The organism is Limnobacter sp. MED105 (assembly GCF_000170915.1).
Lineage (GTDB): Bacteria > Pseudomonadota > Gammaproteobacteria > Burkholderiales > Burkholderiaceae_B > Limnobacter.
Window position 1 is genome coordinate 141,513 of the sequence record NZ_ABCT01000004.1, and the last position, 22,764, is coordinate 164,276.

At 50.8% G+C, this 22,764-nt stretch carries 22 protein-coding genes; 9 read left to right on the forward strand and 13 right to left on the reverse strand.

All coding sequences use genetic code 11. The features are described 5' to 3' along the window. Positions 1 to 20: 20 nt before the first annotated feature. From LMED105_RS05865 to LMED105_RS05905, 9 genes are all read right to left on the reverse strand, one after another. Positions 21 to 1,013: a patatin-like phospholipase family protein gene (locus LMED105_RS05865; RefSeq protein ID WP_156799559.1), complete on the reverse strand. Its 993-nt coding sequence runs from the start codon at positions 1,011 to 1,013 to the stop codon at positions 21 to 23. Positions 1,014 to 1,028: 15 nt separating this feature from the next. Then, positions 1,029 to 1,391 carry a copper-binding protein gene (locus tag LMED105_RS05870; RefSeq protein WP_008249211.1) on the reverse strand — a complete coding sequence of 121 codons (363 nt, stop codon included), beginning with the start codon at positions 1,389 to 1,391 and terminating at the stop codon, positions 1,029 to 1,031. A 40-nt stretch (positions 1,392 to 1,431) separates the two neighbouring features. Beyond that, positions 1,432 to 1,962, reverse strand: a complete 531-nt coding sequence (locus LMED105_RS05875) for a DUF411 domain-containing protein (RefSeq protein ID WP_008249212.1) — start codon at positions 1,960 to 1,962, stop codon at positions 1,432 to 1,434. Beyond that, a complete protein-coding gene (locus LMED105_RS05880) occupies positions 1,959 to 2,486 on the reverse strand; it encodes a cupredoxin domain-containing protein (RefSeq protein ID WP_008249213.1) in 528 nt (175 codons plus the stop codon). The genes LMED105_RS05875 and LMED105_RS05880 overlap by 4 nt, the downstream gene beginning before the upstream one ends. A 10-nt stretch (positions 2,487 to 2,496) precedes the next feature. Next, positions 2,497 to 3,912, reverse strand: coding sequence for a multicopper oxidase family protein (locus tag LMED105_RS05885; RefSeq protein WP_040512439.1), 1,416 nt, complete (start codon positions 3,910 to 3,912; stop codon positions 2,497 to 2,499). 19 nt (positions 3,913 to 3,931) lie between these two features. Continuing rightward, positions 3,932 to 5,347, reverse strand: a complete 1,416-nt coding sequence (locus LMED105_RS05890) for a TolC family protein (protein ID WP_008249217.1) — start codon at positions 5,345 to 5,347, stop codon at positions 3,932 to 3,934. Continuing rightward, positions 5,344 to 5,673 carry a hypothetical protein gene (locus tag LMED105_RS05895; RefSeq protein WP_156799560.1) on the reverse strand — a complete coding sequence of 110 codons (330 nt, stop codon included), beginning with the start codon at positions 5,671 to 5,673 and terminating at the stop codon, positions 5,344 to 5,346. Before LMED105_RS05895 ends, LMED105_RS05890 begins: the two co-directional genes overlap by 4 nt. Positions 5,674 to 5,726: 53 nt before the next feature. Further along, positions 5,727 to 6,107: a hypothetical protein gene (locus tag LMED105_RS05900; RefSeq protein ID WP_008249221.1), complete on the reverse strand. Its 381-nt coding sequence runs from the start codon at positions 6,105 to 6,107 to the stop codon at positions 5,727 to 5,729. A gap of 64 nt (positions 6,108 to 6,171) precedes the next feature. Next, positions 6,172 to 6,501, reverse strand: a complete 330-nt coding sequence (locus LMED105_RS05905; protein WP_008249223.1) for a hypothetical protein — start codon at positions 6,499 to 6,501, stop codon at positions 6,172 to 6,174. Between the two features lie 167 nt (positions 6,502 to 6,668). On the opposite strand from LMED105_RS05905, the gene LMED105_RS05910 reads away from it, so the two are divergent. From LMED105_RS05910 to LMED105_RS05920, 3 genes are read left to right on the forward strand one after another with little or no spacing between them, the layout of a single operon-like run. Continuing rightward, complete coding sequence (locus LMED105_RS05910; protein ID WP_008249225.1) at positions 6,669 to 7,364, forward strand: heavy metal response regulator transcription factor; 696 nt, start codon at positions 6,669 to 6,671, stop codon at positions 7,362 to 7,364. A 2-nt stretch (positions 7,365 to 7,366) separates the two neighbouring features. Next, a complete protein-coding gene (locus LMED105_RS05915; protein WP_156799561.1) occupies positions 7,367 to 8,710 on the forward strand; it encodes an ATP-binding protein in 1,344 nt (447 codons plus the stop codon). Between the two features lie 21 nt (positions 8,711 to 8,731). Further along, positions 8,732 to 10,909, forward strand: a complete 2,178-nt coding sequence (locus LMED105_RS05920; protein ID WP_083797113.1) for a copper-translocating P-type ATPase — start codon at positions 8,732 to 8,734, stop codon at positions 10,907 to 10,909. A gap of 88 nt (positions 10,910 to 10,997) precedes the next feature. Here LMED105_RS05920 and LMED105_RS05925 read toward each other — a convergent pair whose 3' ends face one another. The 4 genes from LMED105_RS05925 to LMED105_RS05940 all read right to left on the reverse strand — a co-directional run bounded on the left by LMED105_RS05925 (position 10,998) and on the right by LMED105_RS05940 (position 14,743). Continuing rightward, positions 10,998 to 11,390, reverse strand: coding sequence for a copper-binding protein (locus LMED105_RS05925; RefSeq protein ID WP_008249233.1), 393 nt, complete (start codon positions 11,388 to 11,390; stop codon positions 10,998 to 11,000). 159 nt (positions 11,391 to 11,549) lie between these two features. After that, a complete protein-coding gene (locus LMED105_RS05930; protein ID WP_008249234.1) occupies positions 11,550 to 12,281 on the reverse strand; it encodes a copper resistance protein B in 732 nt (243 codons plus the stop codon). Then, complete coding sequence (locus tag LMED105_RS05935) at positions 12,281 to 14,113, reverse strand: copper resistance system multicopper oxidase (protein WP_040512539.1); 1,833 nt, start codon at positions 14,111 to 14,113, stop codon at positions 12,281 to 12,283. The genes LMED105_RS05930 and LMED105_RS05935 overlap by 1 nt, the downstream gene beginning before the upstream one ends. A gap of 72 nt (positions 14,114 to 14,185) precedes the next feature. Then, positions 14,186 to 14,743, reverse strand: a complete 558-nt coding sequence (locus LMED105_RS05940; RefSeq protein ID WP_156799562.1) for a cytochrome b — start codon at positions 14,741 to 14,743, stop codon at positions 14,186 to 14,188. Positions 14,744 to 14,930: 187 nt separating this feature from the next. Here LMED105_RS05940 and LMED105_RS05945 point away from each other — a divergent pair, with 187 nt between their 5' ends. The 6 genes from LMED105_RS05945 to LMED105_RS05970 all read left to right on the forward strand — a co-directional run bounded on the left by LMED105_RS05945 (position 14,931) and on the right by LMED105_RS05970 (position 22,718). Then, a complete protein-coding gene (locus LMED105_RS05945) occupies positions 14,931 to 15,290 on the forward strand; it encodes a hypothetical protein (RefSeq protein WP_040512441.1) in 360 nt (119 codons plus the stop codon). Positions 15,291 to 15,381: 91 nt separating this feature from the next. Further along, a complete protein-coding gene (locus LMED105_RS05950; protein WP_008249241.1) occupies positions 15,382 to 16,671 on the forward strand; it encodes a TolC family protein in 1,290 nt (429 codons plus the stop codon). A 12-nt stretch (positions 16,672 to 16,683) separates the two neighbouring features. Next, positions 16,684 to 18,177 (forward strand): efflux RND transporter periplasmic adaptor subunit, encoded by a 1,494-nt coding sequence (locus LMED105_RS05955; RefSeq protein ID WP_008249242.1) that lies wholly within the window; start codon positions 16,684 to 16,686, stop codon positions 18,175 to 18,177. Positions 18,178 to 18,242: 65 nt separating this feature from the next. Continuing rightward, on the forward strand, positions 18,243 to 21,416 hold the full coding sequence (locus LMED105_RS05960) for an efflux RND transporter permease subunit (protein ID WP_008249244.1): 3,174 nt from the start codon (positions 18,243 to 18,245) through the stop codon (positions 21,414 to 21,416). Between the two features lie 9 nt (positions 21,417 to 21,425). Further along, positions 21,426 to 21,782 carry a DUF3147 family protein gene (locus tag LMED105_RS05965; RefSeq protein ID WP_008249246.1) on the forward strand — a complete coding sequence of 119 codons (357 nt, stop codon included), beginning with the start codon at positions 21,426 to 21,428 and terminating at the stop codon, positions 21,780 to 21,782. Positions 21,783 to 21,794: 12 nt separating this feature from the next. Next, positions 21,795 to 22,718 carry a cation diffusion facilitator family transporter gene (locus LMED105_RS05970; protein ID WP_008249248.1) on the forward strand — a complete coding sequence of 308 codons (924 nt, stop codon included), beginning with the start codon at positions 21,795 to 21,797 and terminating at the stop codon, positions 22,716 to 22,718. Positions 22,719 to 22,764 lie beyond the last annotated feature (46 nt).

Below are 22,764 nucleotides of genomic sequence, written 5' to 3' on the forward strand. Positions count from 1 at the left end.
ACCCGTGCATAATTAACAAATCACTTCAGCAGTTTTTCAGCTTTCCGAAGTTTTTCTTTGGCTTCCAAATAACCTGTTTTAAATACCCAATGACGATCATTCAAACCCAGTTGACCAACATTGGTTAACTGAGGGGCGATGATCATTGTCGCCTGTAACATCTCCAGTTCTTTGATTCTAAAACTCGATATCAAAAAGGTTTGAAACATCAAATCGGTAAGCGTAGAGACCTCAGCAAGCTCGGGGGGATACACCACGTCTACGGCAAGAATTGGAAGATCACTCAAGCGTTTTGCCGGAACTATCGGCAGTGGAGAACTGGCCTGACCATCGATGTAAAGACGGCCATTAATGGAAGGTGGCGTGAAGATACCTGGAATTGTTGAAGATGCCCGCACTGCCTGGGCGACATCACCTGCATTAAAGACCACGGGACGACCTGTTTGGAGGTCTGTGGCCACTATGGCAATTGGTTTCGGGAGATCTTCAAATGTTTGAATGTCGAAATCCCTGCGCAATTGCCGTTCAAGAAACTGACCCGAAAAAACTCCAGCCTCGCCCTTTAAAACTGGCTGTCCCAGATTCGGTAACACGGGTACAAACAGATCACTGTTATTTAGTGATTCTGCACGTTGCATCATTTGATCGGCTGTATAGCCCAAGCCCCAGTACGCAGCCACGACAGCACCCGCACTGGTGCCAATCACCATTCGGGGCTCAAGCCCCAATTCCTCCAGGGCTTTAAGAACTCCGATGTGGGCAAAGCCACGAACCCCTCCACCGGAGAGAACCAAAATAAAGCCCTCCTCCATTTTCTGTGTGCGGGTAGCACGCTCGGCGCTAAACCAAGGTTCCTTCTTTACTGTAACCGTTGGTTTGTGACTTTCCGGATGAACAAAATTTCCGACTGTTTGACAGGCGCAAAGCACCATTGCGGAACCCAGCAAACTCAACATCAATCCCAATTTACCCACAATGACCGATCCATTGGGAAATCCAGGTTTACTTTGCAATGGTGCTTCTCCTGATTACTGTTTCTTCTCGATGTGGGTGATGTTCATGTTTTGATCCACAGCAAAGAGAACATTGTCGCCCTTATTCAGGCCTTCCAGTTGCGCCGCCTCTTTGGCCGAGAAAACCATAGTCATAGGTGGCATTTGAAGGTTCTTGATTTCGCCATGCTTCAAGGTGACCTTACCAGTCTTCGGATCAATTTTTTTCACCTCGCCCTGCGTCATTTCCATGGTCTCGGACTGCTTCATCTGCATACCTTCCATGGACTTTTGCTCACCGGCTTTACTTGAATGGGAACCGTGATCTCCTCCGGCAAAGACCGAAGTCGAAATTGACAGCGCAACGATTGAAGCAAGTTTGATTAAATGGGTTTTCATGATTTTTTTCCTTTCAGTTTTTGTTAAGTCGGGTGTTTTTTCAAAATTGATCTTGATAGGTTTTCACTTCCGCATAAACAGAAGCGCTCCCATCCTTCTTCAGGAGTAATACCTGATACGGCATGAATTTGTTGCCATATTCCATGCCAGGAGAGCCAACTGGCATCGCTGGAACGGACAGGCCAAGTGAATCCTCGGGTGTTTCGTTCAGAAATTCCCTTATGTACTTGGCTGGAACATGGCCTTCAAACACAAAGCCATTCGCCGATACTCCTGTGTGACAGGATTGGTAATTGTTTTCGATACCGAACTGCGCCTTAATGCTGTCTAGGTCTTCGTGATTCGAATACTTCACGGAAAACCCCGATTTTTCCAAGTGTTTAATCCATTCGCCGCAGCAACCGCAGGTCGCTGTTTTGTGTACATGAATGGGTAAAACTTGATTGGCATCAGATTCTGTTGCAGCCACTGAGACTTTCTCAACAGTTGAGAAAGTCTCAGGTTTGATGGCAGCAAAAACACCCAATGCCAAAATTGCAGTTGCAATACCAACAAAAGCAATTCGCTTCACTTTTCAGCTCCAGAGGATTTGGCTACGCGCAGTGGTCCGCGCATACCTGCATCAAAGTGGCCTGCAATCAAGCAGGCAAACTCAAACTCGCCACTTCGGTTGAAAGTCCACACCATCTCAGTGGTTTTGCCCGGAGCCACATGTGCCATATAGGGCTCTTCATGCTCCATGTTTGGAAACTTCTTCATTAAGTCTGCATGCTCCAGGTTCTTGTCTTTTGTCCCCAGAACAAACTCATGCATCAGCTTTCCTTCGTTCTTGACAATAAACTTCACTGTTTCACCTTCCTTAAACTGCAAGGAGGATGGCTCAAAGCGCATGTTGTCGGACATCACGACTTTGACCGTGCGGTCTATCTTGGTCGGAGTGCCGGCAATGCCCCAAGCGGTTTGCTCAAGAACTGGCTGTGCATTGGAATCTGCCTTTTTATGCTCTTGAGTGCCGTGCGCCAATACGGCCACGGGCAATAAAAGCCCAGCACCAAGCAGCAGCGATAGAGAATGATTTGCGAACGATTTTTTCATGGTTGACTCCTTAGTGGCCGGAATGGCCTTGAGGTTTTCTGACCTTCAACTCGATTGTTTCCTGAGGTCGATTACTGGATTTCATGGCGGGCTTTCCCGCCTTGTCGGATGTTACGGGCTTGGGCATGTCTGGGCCTTCGTATTCAAAAGCCACGGTTTTGCTAGGATGTTTGTACCAACCGGGGTCTGAATAATCCCCAGGCTTTTGGTCTTTGCGCACTTTCAACATACTGAACATGCCGCCCATTTCCACTGAGCCAAACGGGCCATCGCCTGTCATCATGGGGATGGTGTTGTCGGGAATCGGCATTGTCATCTCGGTCATGTCGGCCATACCCCGTTCACCCATCACCATGTATTCGGGAACGAGCCCTCGGGCTTTTTTCGTGATTCCCCGGTGATCCACGCCGATCATGGTGGGAAGATCGTGTCCCATGGCGTTCATTGTGTGGTGGCTTTTGTGGCAATGAAAGGCCCAATCGCCTTCCTCATTGGCCAGAAAATCAATCTGCCGCATTTGCCCAACGGCGATGTCGGTAGTCACTTCGGGCCAACGACTTCCTTTGGGTGTTGGGCCGCCGTCGGTGCCGCTCACCTCGAATTCATGGCCGTGCAGATGAATGGGGTGATTGGTCATGGTCAAGTTACCAATTCGTATCCGAACCTTGTCGTTCTTTCGAACACACAAGGGCGAAATCCCGGGAAACACGCGGCTGTTCCAGGTCCACAAATTAAAGTCGAGCATCGTCATGATCTTTGGTGTGTACGCACCAGGATCAATGTCGTAGGCATTCAGCAGAAAACAGAAATCTCGGTCCACGTTATCAATCAAGGGATGTTTGTTTTTGGGGTGAGTCACCCAAAAACCCATCATGCCCATGGCCATTTGCACCATCTCATCGGCATGCGGGTGGTACATGAAGGTACCGGGACGCTTGGCCTCGAACTCATACACAAAGGTTTTGCCGGAAGGAATGGCCGGCTGGTTCAGGCCTGCAACACCGTCCATGCCATTGGGCAGGCGCTGGCCATGCCAGTGCACGCTGGTGTGCTCGGGTAGTTTGTTCGTCACAAAAATACGCACGCGATCACCTTCCACCACTTCAATGGTGGGGCCTGGGCTTTGTCCGTTGTAGCCCCAAAGGTGAGCGACCATACCTGGTGCCATCTCACGCACCACGGGTTCCGCCACAAGGTGGAACTCCTTCACGCCATTGTTCATGCGCCAAGGCAAGGTCCAGCCATTCAGGGTAACAACCGGGTTGTAAGGCCGCCCTGTGTTTGGGGTCAAAGGGTCCATGGTGTCCGGCGAGGTTTGAATGACGGGCTCGGGCAGCGCGGCCATGGCCACTTTGCTGACACTGGCTGCCGCCACTGCGCCACCGGCCATGCCGGCAAACTTAAAAAAATCTCTTCTGGAATTCATTGCTCTTACTCCAAATCTTTTAATGACCAGCAGCGGCTTCAGCCGCTGGACTCTGGGCGCCCATGGAAAGCTTTACATTGCTTGGACTGCCCATCAATGCAGCATCCAAGGCCAGTTGAGCTCGCAGAAAGTTCGCTGATGCGTCAATGGATGACTCGATGGAACGCACCTGGTTACGACTGTCAGCAAGTAGCTCGAAAGTACCAATCAACATGCCGTTGTAACGCAGTGTGTTTTGCTCGGCCAAGGTATCAAGCATGGGAACCACCTCAGTTTGATAGTGCTTGGCAATGTCATAAGCTGTGCGGTAATTGGTGTAACTTTCCCGCAGGTTTGAATCGACATTCCTCATGACCGCCTCAAGCGTATTGGCCTTGGCCAGTAACTCCGCAGACAATGCATCTCGCCGCAAACCACCCCAATCGAACAGCGGCAATCGAATGTCCAGTTCAAATCCCTTTGGGTTGGTTTTGGAGCCAGAGTCTCTGTCGAATACAGAATCGCGGCGAATCCCAGCCTCAATGTCCACAAAGGAGCTCACGGTTTCAGCACCAGACACTTTCAGCGCCGCGTCGTAAGCTTGCTTGGCCATTTGAACATCCAGCCGCGAGGTGGCCTGTTTGGACACTTCTTCAGGCTTTTTCACAGTAGCGGGCAAGTCTGGCAAGCGATCTGGAAGTTTTAGCTCCTCAAATTGCTGTGCGTCCAGCCCAAGCACGCGAACCAGCTTTTCACGGGTAGATGTAGCCTCCTGACGTGCCATGGCCAAGCCAAGCGCAGCATCTGAATAAAACATTTGCTGACGAATACGTTGAATAATCGTAAAGTTGCCCACTTCTTCCATGCGTTTGGCCAATTCAGCACTCGCTTGTGCATTCTCGAATACTTGCTCCGCATATTGCTGTTTTTGCAAGGCGACCACTGCATCAACCCAAGCTGAGCGCGCTTGAGCCACTTGCCCAATCACATCACCAGCTAACTGCAGTTGAGCTCGCTCAATTCGAAAAGTTGCAGCCTGTTGACGCCAAGGAAGCGTGATTAAATCCAACAGGCCAAAACTGAACAATCGCCCAATTTCAAGTTCATCTCCAACGGTAATTCGTTCAAAATTGAAAATTGGATTGGGGATTCGACCCGATTGGGCGGCCAATGCAGACTCGCTGTAACCCCGAGCCAACAGCGCCTGAAATTCAGGGCTATTTACCAACATCAGCTCCACTGTGGAATTTAATCCGAGCGGGGTTTTCAACAACTCATCTGCTTGCGCGCGCAACTGATTGCGCTGCTCATCGTTCAGAGCAAGAACCACTTTCTTGTCGGTCATGGACGCAGTGGTTTCATTCAGGTTGGCCATGGACTGATCCATGTTCACTGTGGCGCAGCCGGTCAAGCCTGCAATCGCTAAAGCAATTGCTGTGTATTTCAAAGTTCTCATCGGTGCCCCCCTTGGTGAGCTTCGCCGGGGCTCATGGGCTTTTTCATTTTGCTCATGTCATGCCCCATGCCGCCGTCCTGCATGGGTTGCTGGTCTTCACCACTTTTCAGGTATGGCTCACGGGCGTAATATTGCCAGCCACCAATTTTCTCTACATTCTGATTGGCCCCCACCCAATCACGGTCGCCTTCTTTTGGCTTCCATGTTGAGTAATTCTCAAAAGCTGATTGATATTCAATCTGCAAACCTTCCGACTGGGCGTTTGCAAACCCTGTGCTTGCTGCGAGAATTGAACCCGCTAGCAACAACTGCATAGCCGTACGCATACACGTACCTCCACCAAATGAATTGAAATCAGTAAACGAAATTCAGAATTGGCTTAGGCCAGGATGGGCGGTCGGTAAGGCAGTGCCAGGTCGGCACTAGGCAGAATTGAAGAGAAAGGAACGGAGATGAGAAAGTTGGATTGAATCAAACCAACTTGAACAACTGGAAGGTCGAGCTTGGCTTTGTAAATGGCATCACAACTGCAGCAGGGCCTTTCATTGGACTCTTGATCGTCCGAACCAGCATGGTGAGCAGTTTGGTCTGACATGTGCTCGATGCAATGCTCGGACGAAAGCGATGAAGGACCCGACTCATCCAGGGTTTGTTCGAAAGAACCGGTATGACATCCAACCATGACCGCAAGCGCCGTGCCCTGAAAAATGACAGAGGCGGCGATTGCAAACATCAACAGTGATTTGATCACTTTGGTCATGATTGTGCGGTTCAGTAATTAATCAAAAGAATAACATCGCTTTCATAGATGTCAAACCTTGGCATTAGTTCGAGTTAGCCAGACGACGCTCTTCTGGGGTTTGGCTTTGTAATTCACGCAACACCTCCTGACGGGATTTTCCAGAGCGTGAGTTGCCCCAATCGCCATGTGTGGTCCCATCTCCGCTAGTTTCAGAACCGATGATGTTTGCGCTGTAACTGCGAAATCCCTTGTTGCCGTGTGACGCAGATTTCGCCGGATCTTTGAATCCCTGATGAGGTTCATAGACCGCGTCGCCTTTGCCCGGGTGGAAGGCAGCGTCTGCAAGGACCAATGAAGGTGCAGTAATGGCGAAGGTGGTAATCAGAACAGCGGCAATTTTAATATTTTTCATGATGATCTCCCGATCGGTTCAAATTGGTGAGTTGTTCTTCCAAACTCATGACCACAGTTTAGTTAGGGACAACTGTCAGCCACCTTCCCGGTACATTACAAATATGTAATCTTCACCAAATTCGGTGTGGTTATACTGGGCACCTGCATAACAACCACGAAAAGTCGATGAAACTGCTTTTGATCGAAGATGACCTGCGACTGGCCGATTACCTAAAAAAAGGTCTGACCGAAGAAGGTTTTGTGGTCGATTTGGCGCGCAACGGAATAGATGGCTTGCATTTGGCCACGCAGGGGCTATATGAAGTGATTATTCTTGATGGCATGTTGCCTGACATTGATGGTTTGGCCGTGTTAAGTGCACTGCGCCAATCAAAAAGTATTCCGGTACTGATGCTTACCGCCCGCGCCATGGTTGAGGACAGGGTAAGCGGTCTGAAGGCCGGTGCAGATGACTACCTGGTGAAACCCTTTGCGTTTGCCGAGCTGGTGGCCAGGCTTCACGCCTTGGGGCGCCGAACTTCAACAGTTGCAGCAGAAAGCCAAACAACTGTATTGACCTTGCTGGACCTGGAGTTGGATGCGGTGCGCCGCACGGCCAAACGCGGCGGCAAGGATTTGCGTCTAACGGCCAAAGAATTTTCATTGCTGTGGCTGCTGCTTCGCCGCAAAGGAGAAGTGATTAGCCGCACCGAAATTGCAGAACTGATTTGGGACATGCATTTTGACAGCGAAACAAATGTGATCGATGTGGCCATTCGCAGATTGAGGATCAAGCTGGACGACCCTTACGAAATTCCGCTGCTTCATACCATTCGGGGCATGGGGTATGTTCTCGAGATTCGGGCGCAGGGCAAGGAGTGACCGTGAAATCAATTTCCAGAGCCACCATCGGTTTGACCAGCTCCGTCAGTGTACTGGGAGTGGTGTTACTCGCTGTACTCGTGCATTGCTGCATCCACTATTGGCAGGCCAGGCAACAGGAGGAAACTGCAAGCCGTGCGCTTCATGCAGTTGAACACCTTTTACTAAAACCTACTTCCGAATATTCACCCGAAGACGTGAAACATGGCCTGGAAGAAGTGTTGGGTGGGCAAGGTCGAACCCAAGCCCGAGTTGTTGACAGCCAGGGCAATCGCATGTTCGGGCCAGAGGTGTTCTTCAACGGAGAGGGATCTATTCGGGAATTCTCTCAAGTGTTTGAAACAGAACTTCCCCAACTGCAAGCCAAACGGGTTGAACTGGCAGTAAGCACCGTAGATGACGAACGTTTTCTGAACTTCATTTCAGGAATATTTGCATCGTCCATCGTGTTGTGGATCCTGGTGTCGGTGTTGATCAGCATGCGACTGATTCGCCTGGTTTTGCGCCCCATCAATCGACTGACAGAACGCATTCACAATTTGGGGCCACGCTCGCTTGATGTTGTGCTGGACGACCAGAAGGCCCCGCTTGAATTGCGACCCTTCATCGACGGATTCAACCGCTTACTGGGACAACTGCGCGAGAACCGGGAGCAATTGAAACTGTTCAACAGCAATGTTGCACATGAATTGAATACACCACTGTCGAGCTTGACCATTAGCCATGAGCTGCTTCAACGCCGCAAACTGATCGAAGGTGAGGACCTTCAAAAAATTGTCGGTGATCACCTCGACGAACTCGACCGCATGGCACGAATTATTCGCAGCATGCTGTTTCTGGCCAATGCAAACCAGGGCAGAGAACTGCAACTTCAACCTGTGCCAAGTCTTCGTCAGTTGGTGGTATCAGTCGCAGAATACCTTGAACAGTTGGCCGAAGACAGAGATCTTCGCATCACAGTTAAAAGCGATGCCACGGTGGAAGCTGAAACCGAATTGATTAAACGAGCAGTGAGCAATTTGCTGTCCAATGCAATTCGGTATGCGCAGGCCAACACAGAAATTACCGTGCACATTACCCGAGAAGCAGAGAGGGTGTGGATCAAGGTTTCGAATGAAGGCCCGACAATTGACCCAGTCAAATTGAACCGTTTGTTCGAACCCTTTTTCCGTGCTGAAGAGGGGCGAAGTGACACTGGGAGCAATCACGGACTTGGCCTGGCCATTGTGGCTGCAATTGCGAAACTGCATGGTGGTGATGTGTTTGCAAGCAGCGAAAATCAAGTTACGGTGATTGGCTTTTCATTTCACAGCATCACGGTAGCAGGAAAGCCTAGCCCCCCATAATTGACCGTTCAGGAGCCACGCATGGATAAACCACACGTCAACTCACATTCTCATCCAGTTTCCGCTGACCCTCAGTCAACTCTTGCTGCAACTGAGACAACGATCTACACCTGCCCCATGCATCCGGAAATTCGACAGACCAATCAGGGGAGTTGCCCTGTTTGTGGAATGGCCCTGGAACCTCTGATCCCCATGGCTGAGGACGAAGATAACCCTGAGTTGAGAGATTTTCGCCGACGGTTTTGGTGGACATTGCCACTGACCATAGTGGTGACATTCATCGCAATGTTTTGGCATCGAATTGTCCCCATCGAACTTCCAGAACAAAATTTCATAGAACTCGCACTTAGTACCCCCGTGGTTTTGTGGGCAGGTTGGTCATTTTTTCAACGTGCAGTTCAGTCGGTTGTCCGTGGGAGCCCGAATATGTGGACATTGATCGGATTAGGTGTCGCTGCGGCATACGGATACAGCGTGGTAGCCACATTGGCCCCTGGTGTGTTTCCCGCTGCCTTTGCTGTACGGGGAAGAATTGGTGTTTACTATGAGGCTGCGGCAGTGATTGTTAGTTTAACCTTGCTGGGGCAGATTTTGGAGTTGAGTGCACGCTCGAAAACTTCAGCCGCCATAAAATCCTTGATGGGACTTGCCCCCAAAACTGCCCGACGCATTCTGGATGATGGTACCGAGGAGGATGTACCACTTACCCATGTGCATATTGGTGATGTTTTGCGTGTGCGACCTGGCGAGAAAGTGCCGGTCGACGGTGTGGTAAAGGATGGAGAAAGTGCCGTCGATGAGTCCATGCTGACCGGAGAGCCTGTGCCTGTGATCAAAGGGCCAGGCGACAAGTTGATTGGCGCGACATTGAATACCAGTGGAAGCCTCATCATGCAATCCGAGAAAGTTGGTGCCCAAACAATGCTGTCACAGATTGTTCAACTGGTGGCGCAAGCGCAGCGATCGCGTGCGCCGTTGCAGCGTCTTGCTGACTCAGTGGCGGGTTACTTTGTCATTGTTGTTATTGTGATAGCGACGTTGACACTTGTTGGATGGGGTGTATTTGGACCAGAGCCAAGCTGGATTTATGGCTTTGTCAATGCAGTGGCTGTGTTGATCATTGCCTGCCCGTGTGCACTGGGGTTGGCTACCCCGATGTCTATTATGGCCGCTACGGGACATGCAGCCACCCAAGGTATTTTATTTCGAGACGCAGCGGCAATCGAAGCCATGCGAACAATTGATACATTGATCGTCGACAAGACAGGCACCCTTACGGAGGGTAAGCCCGCATTCGATCGAGTCGTTGCTGCCCCCGGATTTTCTGAGGAAGAGGTACTTCGCCTTGCTGCAAGTATCGATCAAGGCAGCGAACACCCTTTGGCGCATGCCATAGTAAGTGAGGCACGAAGGCGCGGCTTAGAACTGGTAAAACCCGATGAATTCGAGTCGTCAAGCGGCATTGGCGTTCGTGGCATCGTTTCCGGAAAAAACATCGTGCTTGGAAATACCGCACTCATGGATGCAGAAAATATAGACTGGCGTTTTATGGCAGAAAGCGCTGAAAACCTGCGACGTGAGGGCGCTAGTGTGATGTTCACAGCATCAGATAAAAAATTACTGGGGTTAATTGCAGTTTCCGACCCACTGAAGGAGACAACTATGGAAGCAATATACACCTTGGGTGCTGCCGGCTTGTCCGTCGTAATGGCTACTGGCGATGGCACGACGACCGCAAAAACAGTCGCAAGCAAATTAGGTATTACCGATTTTTACGGTGAAGTTACACCACATGAAAAACAAAAACTGGTCGAAAAATTACAGGCTCAAGGCAAGGTTGTTGCCATGGCAGGAGATGGAATCAATGATGCGCCCGCGCTTGCCTTAGCCAATGTCGGTATTGCAATGGGAACGGGCACAGATGTGGCCATCAACAGTGCGCATATAACCCTGGTTAAAGGCGATCTGCGGTCAATCGCGCAAGCAAGAAGAATTTCTGAGGCTACCGTTCGCAACATGCGCCAAAACCTCGTATTTGCTTTTCTCTATAATTCGCTCGGCATTCCTGTGGCAGCAGGTTTGTTATACCCGTTTACAGGGCAGTTCCTGTCTCCCATGATTGCTGCTCTCGCAATGAGTCTGAGTTCAGTTTCAGTGATTGCCAATGCGCTTCGGCTAAGAAATACTGGCGGAAGGTAGTCAATAAAACATCCGTGAATTGATTCTGTTCACCACCGCTCAGCCGCTGAAATGGCGGCAGAGCGGTGATGGTGTTTGTTCAAAAAAACTATTTCTGAATTTTCGTGACCACGATTTTACCGTTTACTTTTTCGGCCTGAAATTTGACCTGATCACCCACCTTTACGGTAGAAAGCATTGCTGGGTCCGCAACCTTGAATACCATGGTCATCCCAGGCATTCCGAGATTATCAAGCGGCCCATGCTTCAGCGTGACCGTACCTTGAGCAGTATCAATCTTCTTGACTTCGCCATCGGTCATGACCATGTCTGCACCCTTGGTGTCATTCATGTTTTTCATTCCATCCATTCCCTGCATGCTTTGATTACCCATGCCTTTCATATCAGCCATGCCGGGGTCAGCTGCAAAGGCAGAAAAGGTCGATGCGGCGGTCAAGATCAAAGCAATTCCCAATTTATTCATTTGTTTCGCATATTTCATTGCTAAACCTCTCAGGTGGTGTATTTAGGTGTTGTTTCATTGAAACTTACAGTGCAAGTTCACGGCCCCAGAATACTGCCTGAAGCCCTTCAATTGCCTGACTTTTTCATTACATGTTTGACCGATTCACTCACCTGAATCGGTCCAGAAGTTTTGGGTTCAAAAAATCAACCGCAAACCAACCCGGTATTCTGTAATCGGAGAAAGATTCGAGCCACTTTGGGTTTCTGGATAAAGTGTTCGACTCACTTCAATGTAGGGAGCAAATTTTCGGCTGAACTCGTAGCGTGCCTGCACACCAAAATCCGCCTGATACAAGCCACTTGCCACTTCGTCACTAAGATTTGAGGCAGACCATTCGCCATTGATGAATGGCCGCAGGATAAACCGGTTTGTCATCAGAAAATCATTCTCGAAGCGGGTACGCGCAAGCACTTTACCGTCGCTTCTGACAAACATCTGCAAATCCACATCAAACGCATAGGGCGCAAGGCCTCGCAAGCCAATTACGGCATAGTCTTCACCCACAGGCTTTGAATCGTGGCGGATACCGCCCTGCAAATCCCAAAATGGTGCAATGTAGCGACTGTACAGCGCCTGGGTTTCCACTACTTCAGTTTTGCCTTGGCGTCGTTCACCATCAAAACGCCACGCGAATCGATTGTAGTCCCCACCAATCCAGCCTTCTGCACCGAGAAGTTGAATTGAACCCGGTTGATTTCTGACTTTTCCGCTATCCACTTCAATTAACGTGTAAGCGTAAATTGATTCATCTTCCATGGCCATCGCAGGCGTTGAAATTGCCCCAACAGCAATCACACCCAACACTCCCAGAGAACGAATCCACTGGAACGACCAGGTTGATTTGTATGAACGAACATTGCGGTTCATTACGCCACCTCCATCAGTTGAAACATGCCCGCGGCAGCGTGATAAAACAAATGGCAATGAAAAGCCCACACGCCCTCATCCTCGTAAGTTGCGTCTACTTCGACAGTCTGTGCGGGGGCCACAATCACCGTATGTTTTCGGGGCGCAAATTCACCATTTCCGTTAACCAGTTCCATGAATACTCCATGCAAATGCATGGGGTGTTCCATCATGGTGGTGTTTACAAACTTGATCCTGAAGCGTTCGCCCAACTTCACTTTGAATGGTGTTGAGTCCGAAAACTTTTTATCGTTAATACTCCAGAAGTAGCGGTTCATGTCCCCTGTCAGGCGAACCAATATTTCCCGCTGTGGAGGACGGGGGTCTTTGTTGGGTTCCAGCGATCGCAAATGTTGATAAGCAAGTCGACGCAGACCGTCTTTATCTGGGGCAACAACAATGCGCGTTGAGGGCACCTCCGCGACTTTGGCTGGAGCCATGTCCATTCCCGGCATCGTGTCTTGTTCTGGAACAGGGGCAGTAGGTTCAGACATGTTGTTCATGTCCATGCCCGCCATTGAGTCCATAGCGGGGCCTTCGTTGGGCGGTGGCATCGACATGCCTTTCATGCTGTCGTTGGTTTGTGTTGATGGAGGTTCAGGCATTGTGCCATCTCCCATACTGGCCATTCCGTCCATGGCCCCCATGCCCATGTCAGCCATGGTTCTAACGGGATAAGGCCCCAGAGAGGGAACTTCCGCACTCATGCCTGCCCTCGGCGCAAGCGTGCCTCGAGCGTATCCGATGCGGGCAATGGTCGGTGCGAAAATAGTGTAAGGCTTGTCCTCTTTGGGTTCGACAATCACATCATAGGTTTCACCGTTGCCAATGCGGAACTCATCCACCTGAACAGGTTGAACATTCTGACCATCGGCCTGCACGATCATCATGGGCAGCCCGGGAATCTGGAAATCATATAGGTTCATCGGTGACGCATTGATCACGCGAAGCCGCACACGCTCACCGGGTTTGAACAATGCCGTCCAGTTTTGATCTGGGCGCAAACCGCCCATGAGAAATGACCATTCCTCACCGCCATCACTGTAATCGGTGGGGTCCATTCGCATTTTCCCCCACTCCATCCGATCTGCCCAAATTGCTTTGCGTGTCGCCTCATCAGGCGCGTCTGCAAGCTGCTTCAGGAATTGGGGCGTTGTAATGCGCCGATAGTTGTAATAGCCGTCCACCTTCTTCAGATTCGCAAGCACTTGTGCAGGAGAGTCATCATTCCAGTCGGACAATACAACCACATAATCCCGGTCATACTGAAAGGGCTCGGGCTCACGGGGTTCTACAATCAGTGGCGCAAACATGCCTGCTGCTTCTTGCAGGCCTGCATGGCTGTGGTACCAGTAAGTACCGCTTTGGCGCAGTGTGTAGCGATACGTGAAGGTTTCTCCCGGAAGAATTCCAGGAAAGGTAACACCCGGCACACCATCCTCGGAATTCGGCACCAGCAGGCCATGCCAATGAATGGCTGTGGCCTCATCAAGCTTGTTGGTTACATTGACAGTAACCTCATCACCTTCCAGAAACCGTAACAAAGGCCCCGGCATGGTGCCGTTCAAGGTAATCGCACTGGTCTCGCGGCCGGTGATATTGATCTTCGTGTTTGCGATGGTCAAGTCAAACTGCTTGGCAGGGCGCCCCTTGGGAATCTCGACTGCGGTAATTGCCCCAAAAGCAGGATCCCAAGGCAGCAAGGCCGCCGCCCCCAAAGCACTGCTTTGTAGCAGGAACTTTCGCCTGAAAGCATTGAGCCGTTCATGTTGAATTGTTTTTATTTGCTTCATACCCGAAATCTCCAGTTGTCTTTTCTTTAACATGCCATGTGATTGACAAAAAGTCACTTAACTCAAGTCTCGTTAAAACCACATCCGTCCAAATACCTCATCTTTATTCACCACCAAATGCTTGAGTGCGGCCAATACATGGATGGCCACGAACACCACCAAAACCCAAGCCGTCAATTCGTGAATGTAAAAAAGTTGATCGGATAGCGCAGGGTTCTGAGCCACCAAGCGCGGGATTTCGATGCCGAAAAAAGCGGCGCCCTCCTCGCTCAATGAAGCGGCAGCAAATCCCGTGAGCGGCATTAAAATCATGGCAGCGTACAACAGACCATGCGTAAACTGCGATACAACCAATTGCCACGTTGGCTGACGCGTTGCGAATGTTGGCGGCTTGTGGGTTAAACGCCACGCAGTGCGCAAAGCAATAAGCACAAATGCAATCAACCCCAGGGATTTGTGCAAATTGAAATACCACTCACTGCCCGGCTGGCCTTCAATATCCATCATGTACCAGCCCAGTCCGACCAAAATCACAATCAGGAACGTCAATGTCCAGTGAAGAAAAACAGCAGGCTTGCTGTAACGATTCAGGGAAGATTGACTTGAATAACTCTCTGTATTTGTACCCACGCAATTTCTCCGCAAGATCGACAAGTGTATTTTTTACTTTGTATAAAGATTGTCGAAAATTGAAAACACAGGCAAGTTTTTTTGAAAGCCAAGAAAATTTCTGCATGCATTCATTTTGAGTCTCGAAGAGGTTACAGATACGCGGCACAACTTGACAGCGACTAAATTGCTGTGGTGTAGTCTGAGTATGTATCGCTCACTTATCTTCATGTTCCTCATGGTTCTGCTGCCGCTCCAGGCCTCTTGGGGTGCAGTGGCGGATTACTGCGCGCATGGTGAGCTTGTTCAACAATCATCACATTTCGGTCACCATCAAGATGAACATCATGCCCACGATAGCCAAGCTGATGCCGGTGACGATCAAGATAGCCAATATCCGCAACACCACGACCATTCGCATTCATCCAGCTTTATCGGCTTTTCGGCTGACAACGCTGATAGCGTGATCATTGATTTCAGTTCACCCCAACAGGTGCTGAGCACTTCAAAGTATTCCTTCTTCTGTCAAACCCGCCCTGAACGCCCCAAGTGGCCTGTGTCTGCCTGATTACGGCGACACGACACCTGTCTTTACACCTTATTAAACGACTGCGTTAATTCGTCTCGCCGATTCTTTCCTTTGTACACCGGAGAAATCGATGCGAAAAATATTGCTAACGCTGGCTGCGACCGCGTTGCTGCCCAGTGCCGCCATGGCTCAGGGCAACACCCCCGAATACACCAGCAATGGGCTTAATTCCCCATCCGGGCAAGCCAGCTTGCCGCGAACAACAAACCTTACTTTGAACACCGCACTTGAAAGGGCCTATGCGGCAAACCCTGAACTGGCAGCGGCCCGAAATGCGCTGCTGGCACAAGACGGCACCATACGCCAAGCTGAAACCCGCCCCAACCCCGAATTACAGGCCCTGGTTGAAGACACGCGAAGTGCAACCCGCACCAGCACCCTGCAACTGAACCAGCGCATTGAACTGGGCGGAAAGCGTTCTGCACGAATTGATGCAGCCGAGCGCGGCAAGAACCTTGCTGAAGCTGACCTTGCCATGGTGCGGGCCACCCTGCAAACCGAAGTCACCTCTGCGTTTTACGACACGCTGGTTGCACAGGAACGTGTGCGGCTTGCCCAATCTTCCATCGACCTGGCACAAAACGCCCAGCGCGCTGCACAAAAAAGGGTTGAAGCAGGCAAGGTATCGCCTGTCGAGGCCACCAAAGCGGGCATTGCATTGGCTGGCGCACGCGTGGATTATGTACGCGCTGAAAGTGCGCTGAAATCGTCTAAAAAGCGTTTGGCCACCGCCATGGGAGAATCCCAGGTCGGTTTTGAAACCGCTGAAGGCAATCTTGAAAACCTGCCCGAGCTGCCCGCCATCGAGACACTGGAAGACAGGTTGCAGCAATCGCCTGCATACCGGAAAGCCCAAATTGAAGTGGACCGCCGCAAGGCCATTAGCGAGGTTGAACGCAGCAAAGGCGTACCCGATGTGACGGTGAGCCTTGGTGGGCGAAAAAATCAGGAACTTGGCTTGAACCAGGCCATTTTTGGGGTATCTATTCCCATCCCTGTTTTTGACCGCAACCAGGGCAACCTGCTTGAATCACTGCGACGCGCTGACCAGGCCAAAGATGAACTGACGGCAACGCAATACCGCTTGTCTCGCGATTTACAAGCCGCGTACGAAAACCTGAGCGCGTCCCGAGAGGAATTCCTGGCCTTGCGTGACAGCATTTTGCCCAGTGCAGAAAGCGCCTACAACGCTGCAAGCAAGGGTTTCGAGATGGGCAAGTTCAGTTTTCTGGAAGTGCTGGACGCACAACGCACCCTGTTTGATGCCATGGCACAAAGCCAGCAATCGCTCGCTCAATCCCACCGGTATGCCGCCGAACTGCAAGGGATTCTTGGGCAAACACCAGCCAATACTCAGTAGGACCAATCAATCATGAATCGCAATTTCAGTAAAAAACAAATCATTTCCATCGCACTGCTTGTAGCAGTGGGTGCCCTGCTGCCCGCAGTTGTCTTGAACACCGGCAACTCCCAACCCAGGCAAACCGAAGACGCACAACTTGAACAAGCCAACCCCAATGAACCGGTTAAAGGCCCCAAGGGGGGTAAATATTTTGTTCAAGACGGCTATGGTGTTGAGGTAACCATATTTGAAGACGGCGTTGAGCCTGAATTCAGGATTTACACCTACAAAGACGACACTTTGCTGCCCCCCGAAGCCACCAAGGCAAGTATTGAACTTGAGCGCTTGGGTCGAAAGCCGCAAACCATCAACTTTGCACCAGCAAACAATTTTTTGCGCGGCGATGCCGTGGTGTTTGAGCCCCATTCATTCCGTATTGCCGTGAACGCTCAGCACCAAGGCAAACAATACCGCTTCACTTATGACCAGATTGAATACCGCATTGACATGAGCGAGGAGCAAATGAAACAAAGCGGCATTGAACTGGCTACGGCGGGGCCTGCCCGGGTCAAAAGCAGTATTGAATTGATCGGCGAAATCCAGTTCAACAGAGACAACACTGTGAGAGTGGTACCACGCTTGAGCGGTATTGTCGAATCTGCCCCTGTGAACGCGGGCGATCAGGTTAAAAAGGGACAGGTGCTGGCGGTAATTTCCAGCCAAACCCTGGCAGATCAGCGAACCGAGTTGCTGGCTGCACAAAAACGCTTGGCATTGGCCAACACCACATTCGAGCGAGAAAAGAAACTGTGGGAAGACAAAATTTCAGCCGAGCAAGATTATCTGCAAGCGCGCAATGTCAAACAAGAGGCTGAAATTGCGGTGCTGAACGCAAGACAAAAGCTGGCTTCTATTGATGGTGGCGCCGCCATTGGGAGCCAACTGACCCGCTATGAAATTCGATCTCCGATATCGGGCACTGTTGTGGAAAAAAACATTGCTTTGGGGCAGGCGTTGAAGGAAGACGCCAATATTTTCACGGTGGCCGATTTGTCTACCGTGTGGGCTGAAATGACGATTTACCCCAAAGACCTGAATACAGTGAAAGTGGGCCAGCAAGCCACCATAAAGGCCACGGCATTTGAATCGGAAAGCGTCGGCAAAGTGGCTTATGTGGGTTCCCTAGTGGGTGAACAAACCCGCACCGCCACTGCACGCATTGTGTTGCCAAACCCCAATTCTGTGTGGCGCCCCGGCCTGCCAGTGAAAGTTGAACTGGTGGCCGAGGAAAGTGAAGTACCTGTGGCCATTTCAACCGAAGCCCTTCAAACCATTCTGGATGGACCCGCCGTGTTTGGCCGCTATGGCCAACAGTTCGAGGCACGCCCGGTTGAACTGGGCCGCAGCGATGGCAAAACCGTTGAAGTGTTGAGCGGCCTGGACGCGGGTGAGCAATACGCCGCTACCAACAGCTTCCTAATCAAGGCGGATATCGGCAAATCAGGGGCAAGCCATGACCATTGATTCAATGTTTGCCAAAACCTGCTCAAACCTTTGCCACTGCATGCGAACAGAGGAAGTACCGAATCATGTTTGAAAAAATAATCCGTTTTGCCATCGAACAACGATGGTTTGTGATGCTTGGGACCGTGGGCCTGATTGCCCTGGGTATTTACAGTTATCAAAAATTGCCAATCGACGCTGTACCCGATATCACCAACGTTCAGGTTCAAATCAACACCTCCGCTCCTGGCTACTCGCCATTGGAGTCTGAACAGCGCATCACTTATCCCATAGAAACTGTCATGGCGGGTTTGCCTGGCTTGCAGGAAACCCGTTCCATTTCACGCTACGGCTTGTCACAGGTCACCGTGATTTTCAAGGAAGGAACCGACATTTATTTCGCGCGCCAACTGGTCAATGAACGCATTCAGCAAACCAAAGGGCAACTGCCCGCTGGAATCGACCCCGCGATGGGGCCAATTTCCACGGGTTTGGGTGAAATTTTCATGTGGACCGTGGAAACCAAAGAAGGGGCTGTGAAAAAAGACGGCACACCCTACACTCCAACGGATCTTCGGGAAATTCAGGACTGGATCATCAAACCCCAACTGCGAAATGTACCTGGTGTGACTGAAATAAACACCATCGGTGGCTACGCCAAGCAATTCCAGATTGCACCCTCGCCCGACAAACTGGTTGCCCAAGGTATTTCCCTAGACGATCTGCTGCGGGCTGTTGAACAAAATAACAGCAACGTGGGTGCTGGTTACATCGAGAAGCGTGGCGAACAATACTTGATACGGGCACCTGGTCAACTGACCGATATTGCCGACATCGAAAACGTCATTGTGTCGAATCGTTCGGGGGTACCGATTCGAATTAAAGATGTGGCGCAGGTCTATATTGGCAAAGAACTCCGAACCGGTGCCGCCACAGAGAACGGCAAAGAAGTGGTGTTGGGCACAGTGTTTATGCTGATCGGCGAAAACAGTCGCGTGGTGTCGCAAGCGGTGTCAAAAAAACTGGAAGAAGTAAACCGGAACCTGCCGGAAGGGGTAGTTGCGCAAACCGTTTACGACCGCACAGTGCTGGTGGACAAAGCCATCAACACCGTGAAAAAAAACCTGATTGAAGGCGCCATTCTGGTAATTGCAATCCTGTTTCTTTTTCTGGGCAATATTCGCGCGGCCATCATCACGGCGATGGTAATTCCACTGTCCATGCTGTTCACGTTTTTTGGCATGGTCAATAACGGGGTTAGTGCCAACTTGATGAGCCTGGGCGCACTGGATTTCGGCATCATCATTGACGGTGCCGTGGTCATTGTTGAAAACTGTGTGCGCCGCTTGGCCCATGCACAAACCAAAGCGGGGCGAACACTCACGCGCAAGGAACGCTTTCATGAAGTGTTTCTGGCCTCCAAGGAAGCGCGACGATCCCTGCTGTTCGGCCAACTCATCATCATGGTGGTTTACCTGCCCATTTTTGCGCTCACCGGTGTGGAAGGAAAAATGTTCCACCCCATGGCCTTCACCGTGGTGGCGGCACTGCTGGGTGCCATGATTCTCTCGATCACCTTCATTCCGGCAGCGGTGGCTTTATTGATCACCAACAATGTCAGCGAGAAAGAAAACCGCATCATGACGTGGGCAAAGCGTGGATACGAACCCGCACTGGTCAAGTCCATGGCCAACAAACCGGTGGTGCTTTCAATTGCCGTGGTGTTGGTGGTTTTATCGGGTTTGCTGGCAACCCGCATGGGCAGCGAATTTGTGCCCAGCTTGAATGAAGGCGACATTGCCTTGCATGCCCTGCGTATTCCGGGCACCAGCTTGAGCCAGGCCATTGGCATGCAAACTGAACTGGAAAAAACAATCAAGCAGTTTCCTGAGGTGGACCGTGTATTTGCCAAAATTGGCACGGCCGAAATTGCAACCGACCCAATGCCACCAAACGTGGCAGACAATTTCGTGATGCTGAAACCCACCTCGGAATGGCCAGACCCCAGCCGCAGCAAAACCGACCTGGTGGAAGCCATGCAAACCGCTGTCATGAAAATACCAGGCAACAACTATGAATTCACCCAGCCCATTCAAATGCGATTCAATGAATTATTGTCGGGTGTGCGAAGTGATGTGGCTGTGAAAGTATTTGGTGATGACCTGGACACACTGAATACCGTGGCCGGAGAAATTTCCGAAGTGCTGGAAAAAGTCGATGGCGCAGCAGACGTGAAAGTAGAACAAACTACGGGCCTGCCCATGCTGACCGTTCAAATTGATCGCGAAAAAACCGCACGGTTTGGTATCAACGTGACCGATGTTCAAAACACCATTGCCATGGCCGTTGGCGGGCAGGAAGCAGGCGTGCTGTTTCAGGGTGATCGAAGATTTGACATCACGGTGCGATTACCCGAGGAACTTCGAAATGACCTGCAAGCCATTGCCCGACTACCTATTCAGTTGCCCGGCAATGTTTCTGGAAGTGACATGCCGCTTTTCGTACAATTGGGCGATGTGGCCAGCTTGGACATTGCACCTGGCCCCAATCAAATTAGCCGCGAGAACGGCAAGCGCCGTGTAGTGGTGACTGCCAACGTACGTGGCCGTGATATTGGTTCATTTGTGGCTGACGCGCAAAACCAGATTCAGCAGAAGGTGAAAGTACCAGCAGGCAACTGGATCAGCTGGGGGGGTACGTTTGAACAGTTGCAATCGGCCTCCAAACGACTGCAAATCGTAGTTCCGCTGTCACTGTTTCTGGTGTTCCTGTTGTTGTTCATCATGTTCAACAACGTTCGGGATGGCTTGATTGTGTTCACGGGTGTACCGTTTGCATTGACTGGCGGTATTTTGGCCTTGTGGTTGCGCGACATCCCACTGTCAATTTCAGCAGGGGTGGGCTTCATTGCACTTTCTGGTGTGGCGGTGCTGAACGGGCTGGTGATGATTTCATTTATCCGCAGCCTGCGCGAAGAAGGCATGCCCCTGGACAGGGCCATTCATGACGGTGCTATGACTAGGCTTCGCCCGGTGCTTATGACCGCGCTGGTGGCTTCACTTGGCTTTATTCCGATGGCGATTGCCACTGGCACAGGCGCGGAGGTCCAACGACCCCTTGCCACAGTGGTGATCGGGGGAATTCTGTCATCAACCGCCCTTACCTTGCTGGTCCTTCCAATTCTTTACCGGTTGACCCACCGCAAGGAAGAGGAAATGGACATTACGGATCAACAAGCAAAACCTGCTTACACCACATAGGTTACCAACATGGGCTGGATTATTTTGAAGTACCTCACCACCGCAGGCCTGGTGGTTCTGATTTCCGAGGTGGCCAAGCGCAGCGACAAGCTGGGCGCGTTGATCGCAGCGTTGCCCATGGTCACTGTACTGACGCTGATTTGGCTTGCCATTGAAAAAGCACCACAGGAAAAAATTGCGAACCACGCCTACCTGACATTTTGGTATGTACTACCTACCCTGCCCATGTTTTTGGTCTTCCCCTGGCTGTTACCCAGAGTGGGGTTTCTGATGTCACTGGCAGGCAGCGCCTTGCTAACGCTACTTTGCTTTGCAATGACAGTGAAAATTGCTGCGGGTTTTGGTGTTCAACTTTGGTTTAAATAGGGAGTAAGTTGTATGGGTGCAGGACATTCACATGACGTGAAAGTTGAGGGATATGAAAAGCCATTGTGGATTGCTTTGATATTGACCGCCAGTTTCATGGTGGCCGAAGTTGTTGGGGGCATATTGACCAACAGCCTGGCCTTAATCTCTGATGCAGCGCACATGTTCACCGACTCGGCGGCATTGGCTATTTCCCTGCTGGCAATCCAGATTGGTAAAAAAGCGGCGGATAAAAAACGTACATTTGGCTACCATCGCTTTGAAATCCTGGCGGCGGCTTTCAATGCCGTTCTGCTTTTTGGAGTGGCCATCTATATTCTTGTTGAAGCATTCCTGCGAATTTCGAATCCACCAGATATTCAATCCAACTTGATGCTGATGATCGCTTCCCTGGGCCTGCTTGTGAATCTGATTGCCATGAAACTTCTAAGTCAGTCAAAAGATGACAGCTTGAACGTCAAAGGCGCCTACCTTGAAGTGTGGAGCGACATGCTGGGATCTGTGGGCGTGATCGTGGGCGCCTTGTTGATTCGATGGACAGGCTGGGGCTGGATTGATTCTGTGGTTGCGGTAGGCATTGGCCTATGGGTGCTGCCACGCGCCTGGGTCCTGTTGAAACAAAGCACACATATTTTGCTGGAGGGCACACCAGAGCATTTGAACATCGACGAGATCACGCAGGCACTATCAAGCCACTGGGGCGTAGACAGCATTCATGATTTGCATGTGTGGTCCATTTCCAGTGGTAAATCTAGCTTGTCAGTTCATGTTGTATGCCAGCACCGGGAGGTGGATTGGACTGATTTGCTTCAACAAATTCGCGCCATGCTGGCGGTTCGGTTCGATTTGTATCACACCACGATTCAGCTTGAGGCTACACCGTGTAGCGATGCAAGTGGAGAACACAGCTACACCGGAGAACCTGCGCGACCTTAACCCTACTAATGTTCCCCTAAGTGTTGCTGAATATTATTCATGCACC

Bases quoted from the DNA above. Each gene is read 5' to 3' on its own strand.
- LMED105_RS05870 (WP_008249211.1), bottom strand. From the start codon at position 1,391: ATGAAAACCCATTTAATCAAACTTGCTTCAATCGTTGCGCTGTCAATT.
- LMED105_RS05880 (WP_008249213.1), bottom strand. From the start codon at position 2,486: ATGAAAAAATCGTTCGCAAATCATTCTCTATCGCTGCTGCTTGGTGCT.
- LMED105_RS05885 (WP_040512439.1), bottom strand. From the start codon at position 3,912: ATGAATTCCAGAAGAGATTTTTTTAAGTTTGCCGGCATGGCCGGTGGC.
- LMED105_RS05890 (WP_008249217.1), bottom strand. From the start codon at position 5,347: ATGAGAACTTTGAAATACACAGCAATTGCTTTAGCGATTGCAGGCTTG.
- LMED105_RS05895 (WP_156799560.1), bottom strand. From the start codon at position 5,673: ATGCGTACGGCTATGCAGTTGTTGCTAGCGGGTTCAATTCTCGCAGCA.
- LMED105_RS05900 (WP_008249221.1), bottom strand. From the start codon at position 6,107: ATGACCAAAGTGATCAAATCACTGTTGATGTTTGCAATCGCCGCCTCT.
- LMED105_RS05905 (WP_008249223.1), bottom strand. From the start codon at position 6,501: ATGAAAAATATTAAAATTGCCGCTGTTCTGATTACCACCTTCGCCATT.
- LMED105_RS05910 (WP_008249225.1), top strand. From the start codon at position 6,669: ATGAAACTGCTTTTGATCGAAGATGACCTGCGACTGGCCGATTACCTA.
- LMED105_RS05920 (WP_083797113.1), top strand. From the start codon at position 8,732: ATGGATAAACCACACGTCAACTCACATTCTCATCCAGTTTCCGCTGAC.
- LMED105_RS05925 (WP_008249233.1), bottom strand. From the start codon at position 11,390: ATGAAATATGCGAAACAAATGAATAAATTGGGAATTGCTTTGATCTTG.
- LMED105_RS05930 (WP_008249234.1), bottom strand. From the start codon at position 12,281: ATGAACCGCAATGTTCGTTCATACAAATCAACCTGGTCGTTCCAGTGG.
- LMED105_RS05935 (WP_040512539.1), bottom strand. From the start codon at position 14,113: ATGAAGCAAATAAAAACAATTCAACATGAACGGCTCAATGCTTTCAGG.
- LMED105_RS05945 (WP_040512441.1), top strand. From the start codon at position 14,931: ATGTATCGCTCACTTATCTTCATGTTCCTCATGGTTCTGCTGCCGCTC.
- LMED105_RS05950 (WP_008249241.1), top strand. From the start codon at position 15,382: ATGCGAAAAATATTGCTAACGCTGGCTGCGACCGCGTTGCTGCCCAGT.
- LMED105_RS05955 (WP_008249242.1), top strand. From the start codon at position 16,684: ATGAATCGCAATTTCAGTAAAAAACAAATCATTTCCATCGCACTGCTT.
- LMED105_RS05960 (WP_008249244.1), top strand. From the start codon at position 18,243: ATGTTTGAAAAAATAATCCGTTTTGCCATCGAACAACGATGGTTTGTG.
- LMED105_RS05965 (WP_008249246.1), top strand. From the start codon at position 21,426: ATGGGCTGGATTATTTTGAAGTACCTCACCACCGCAGGCCTGGTGGTT.
- LMED105_RS05970 (WP_008249248.1), top strand. From the start codon at position 21,795: ATGGGTGCAGGACATTCACATGACGTGAAAGTTGAGGGATATGAAAAG.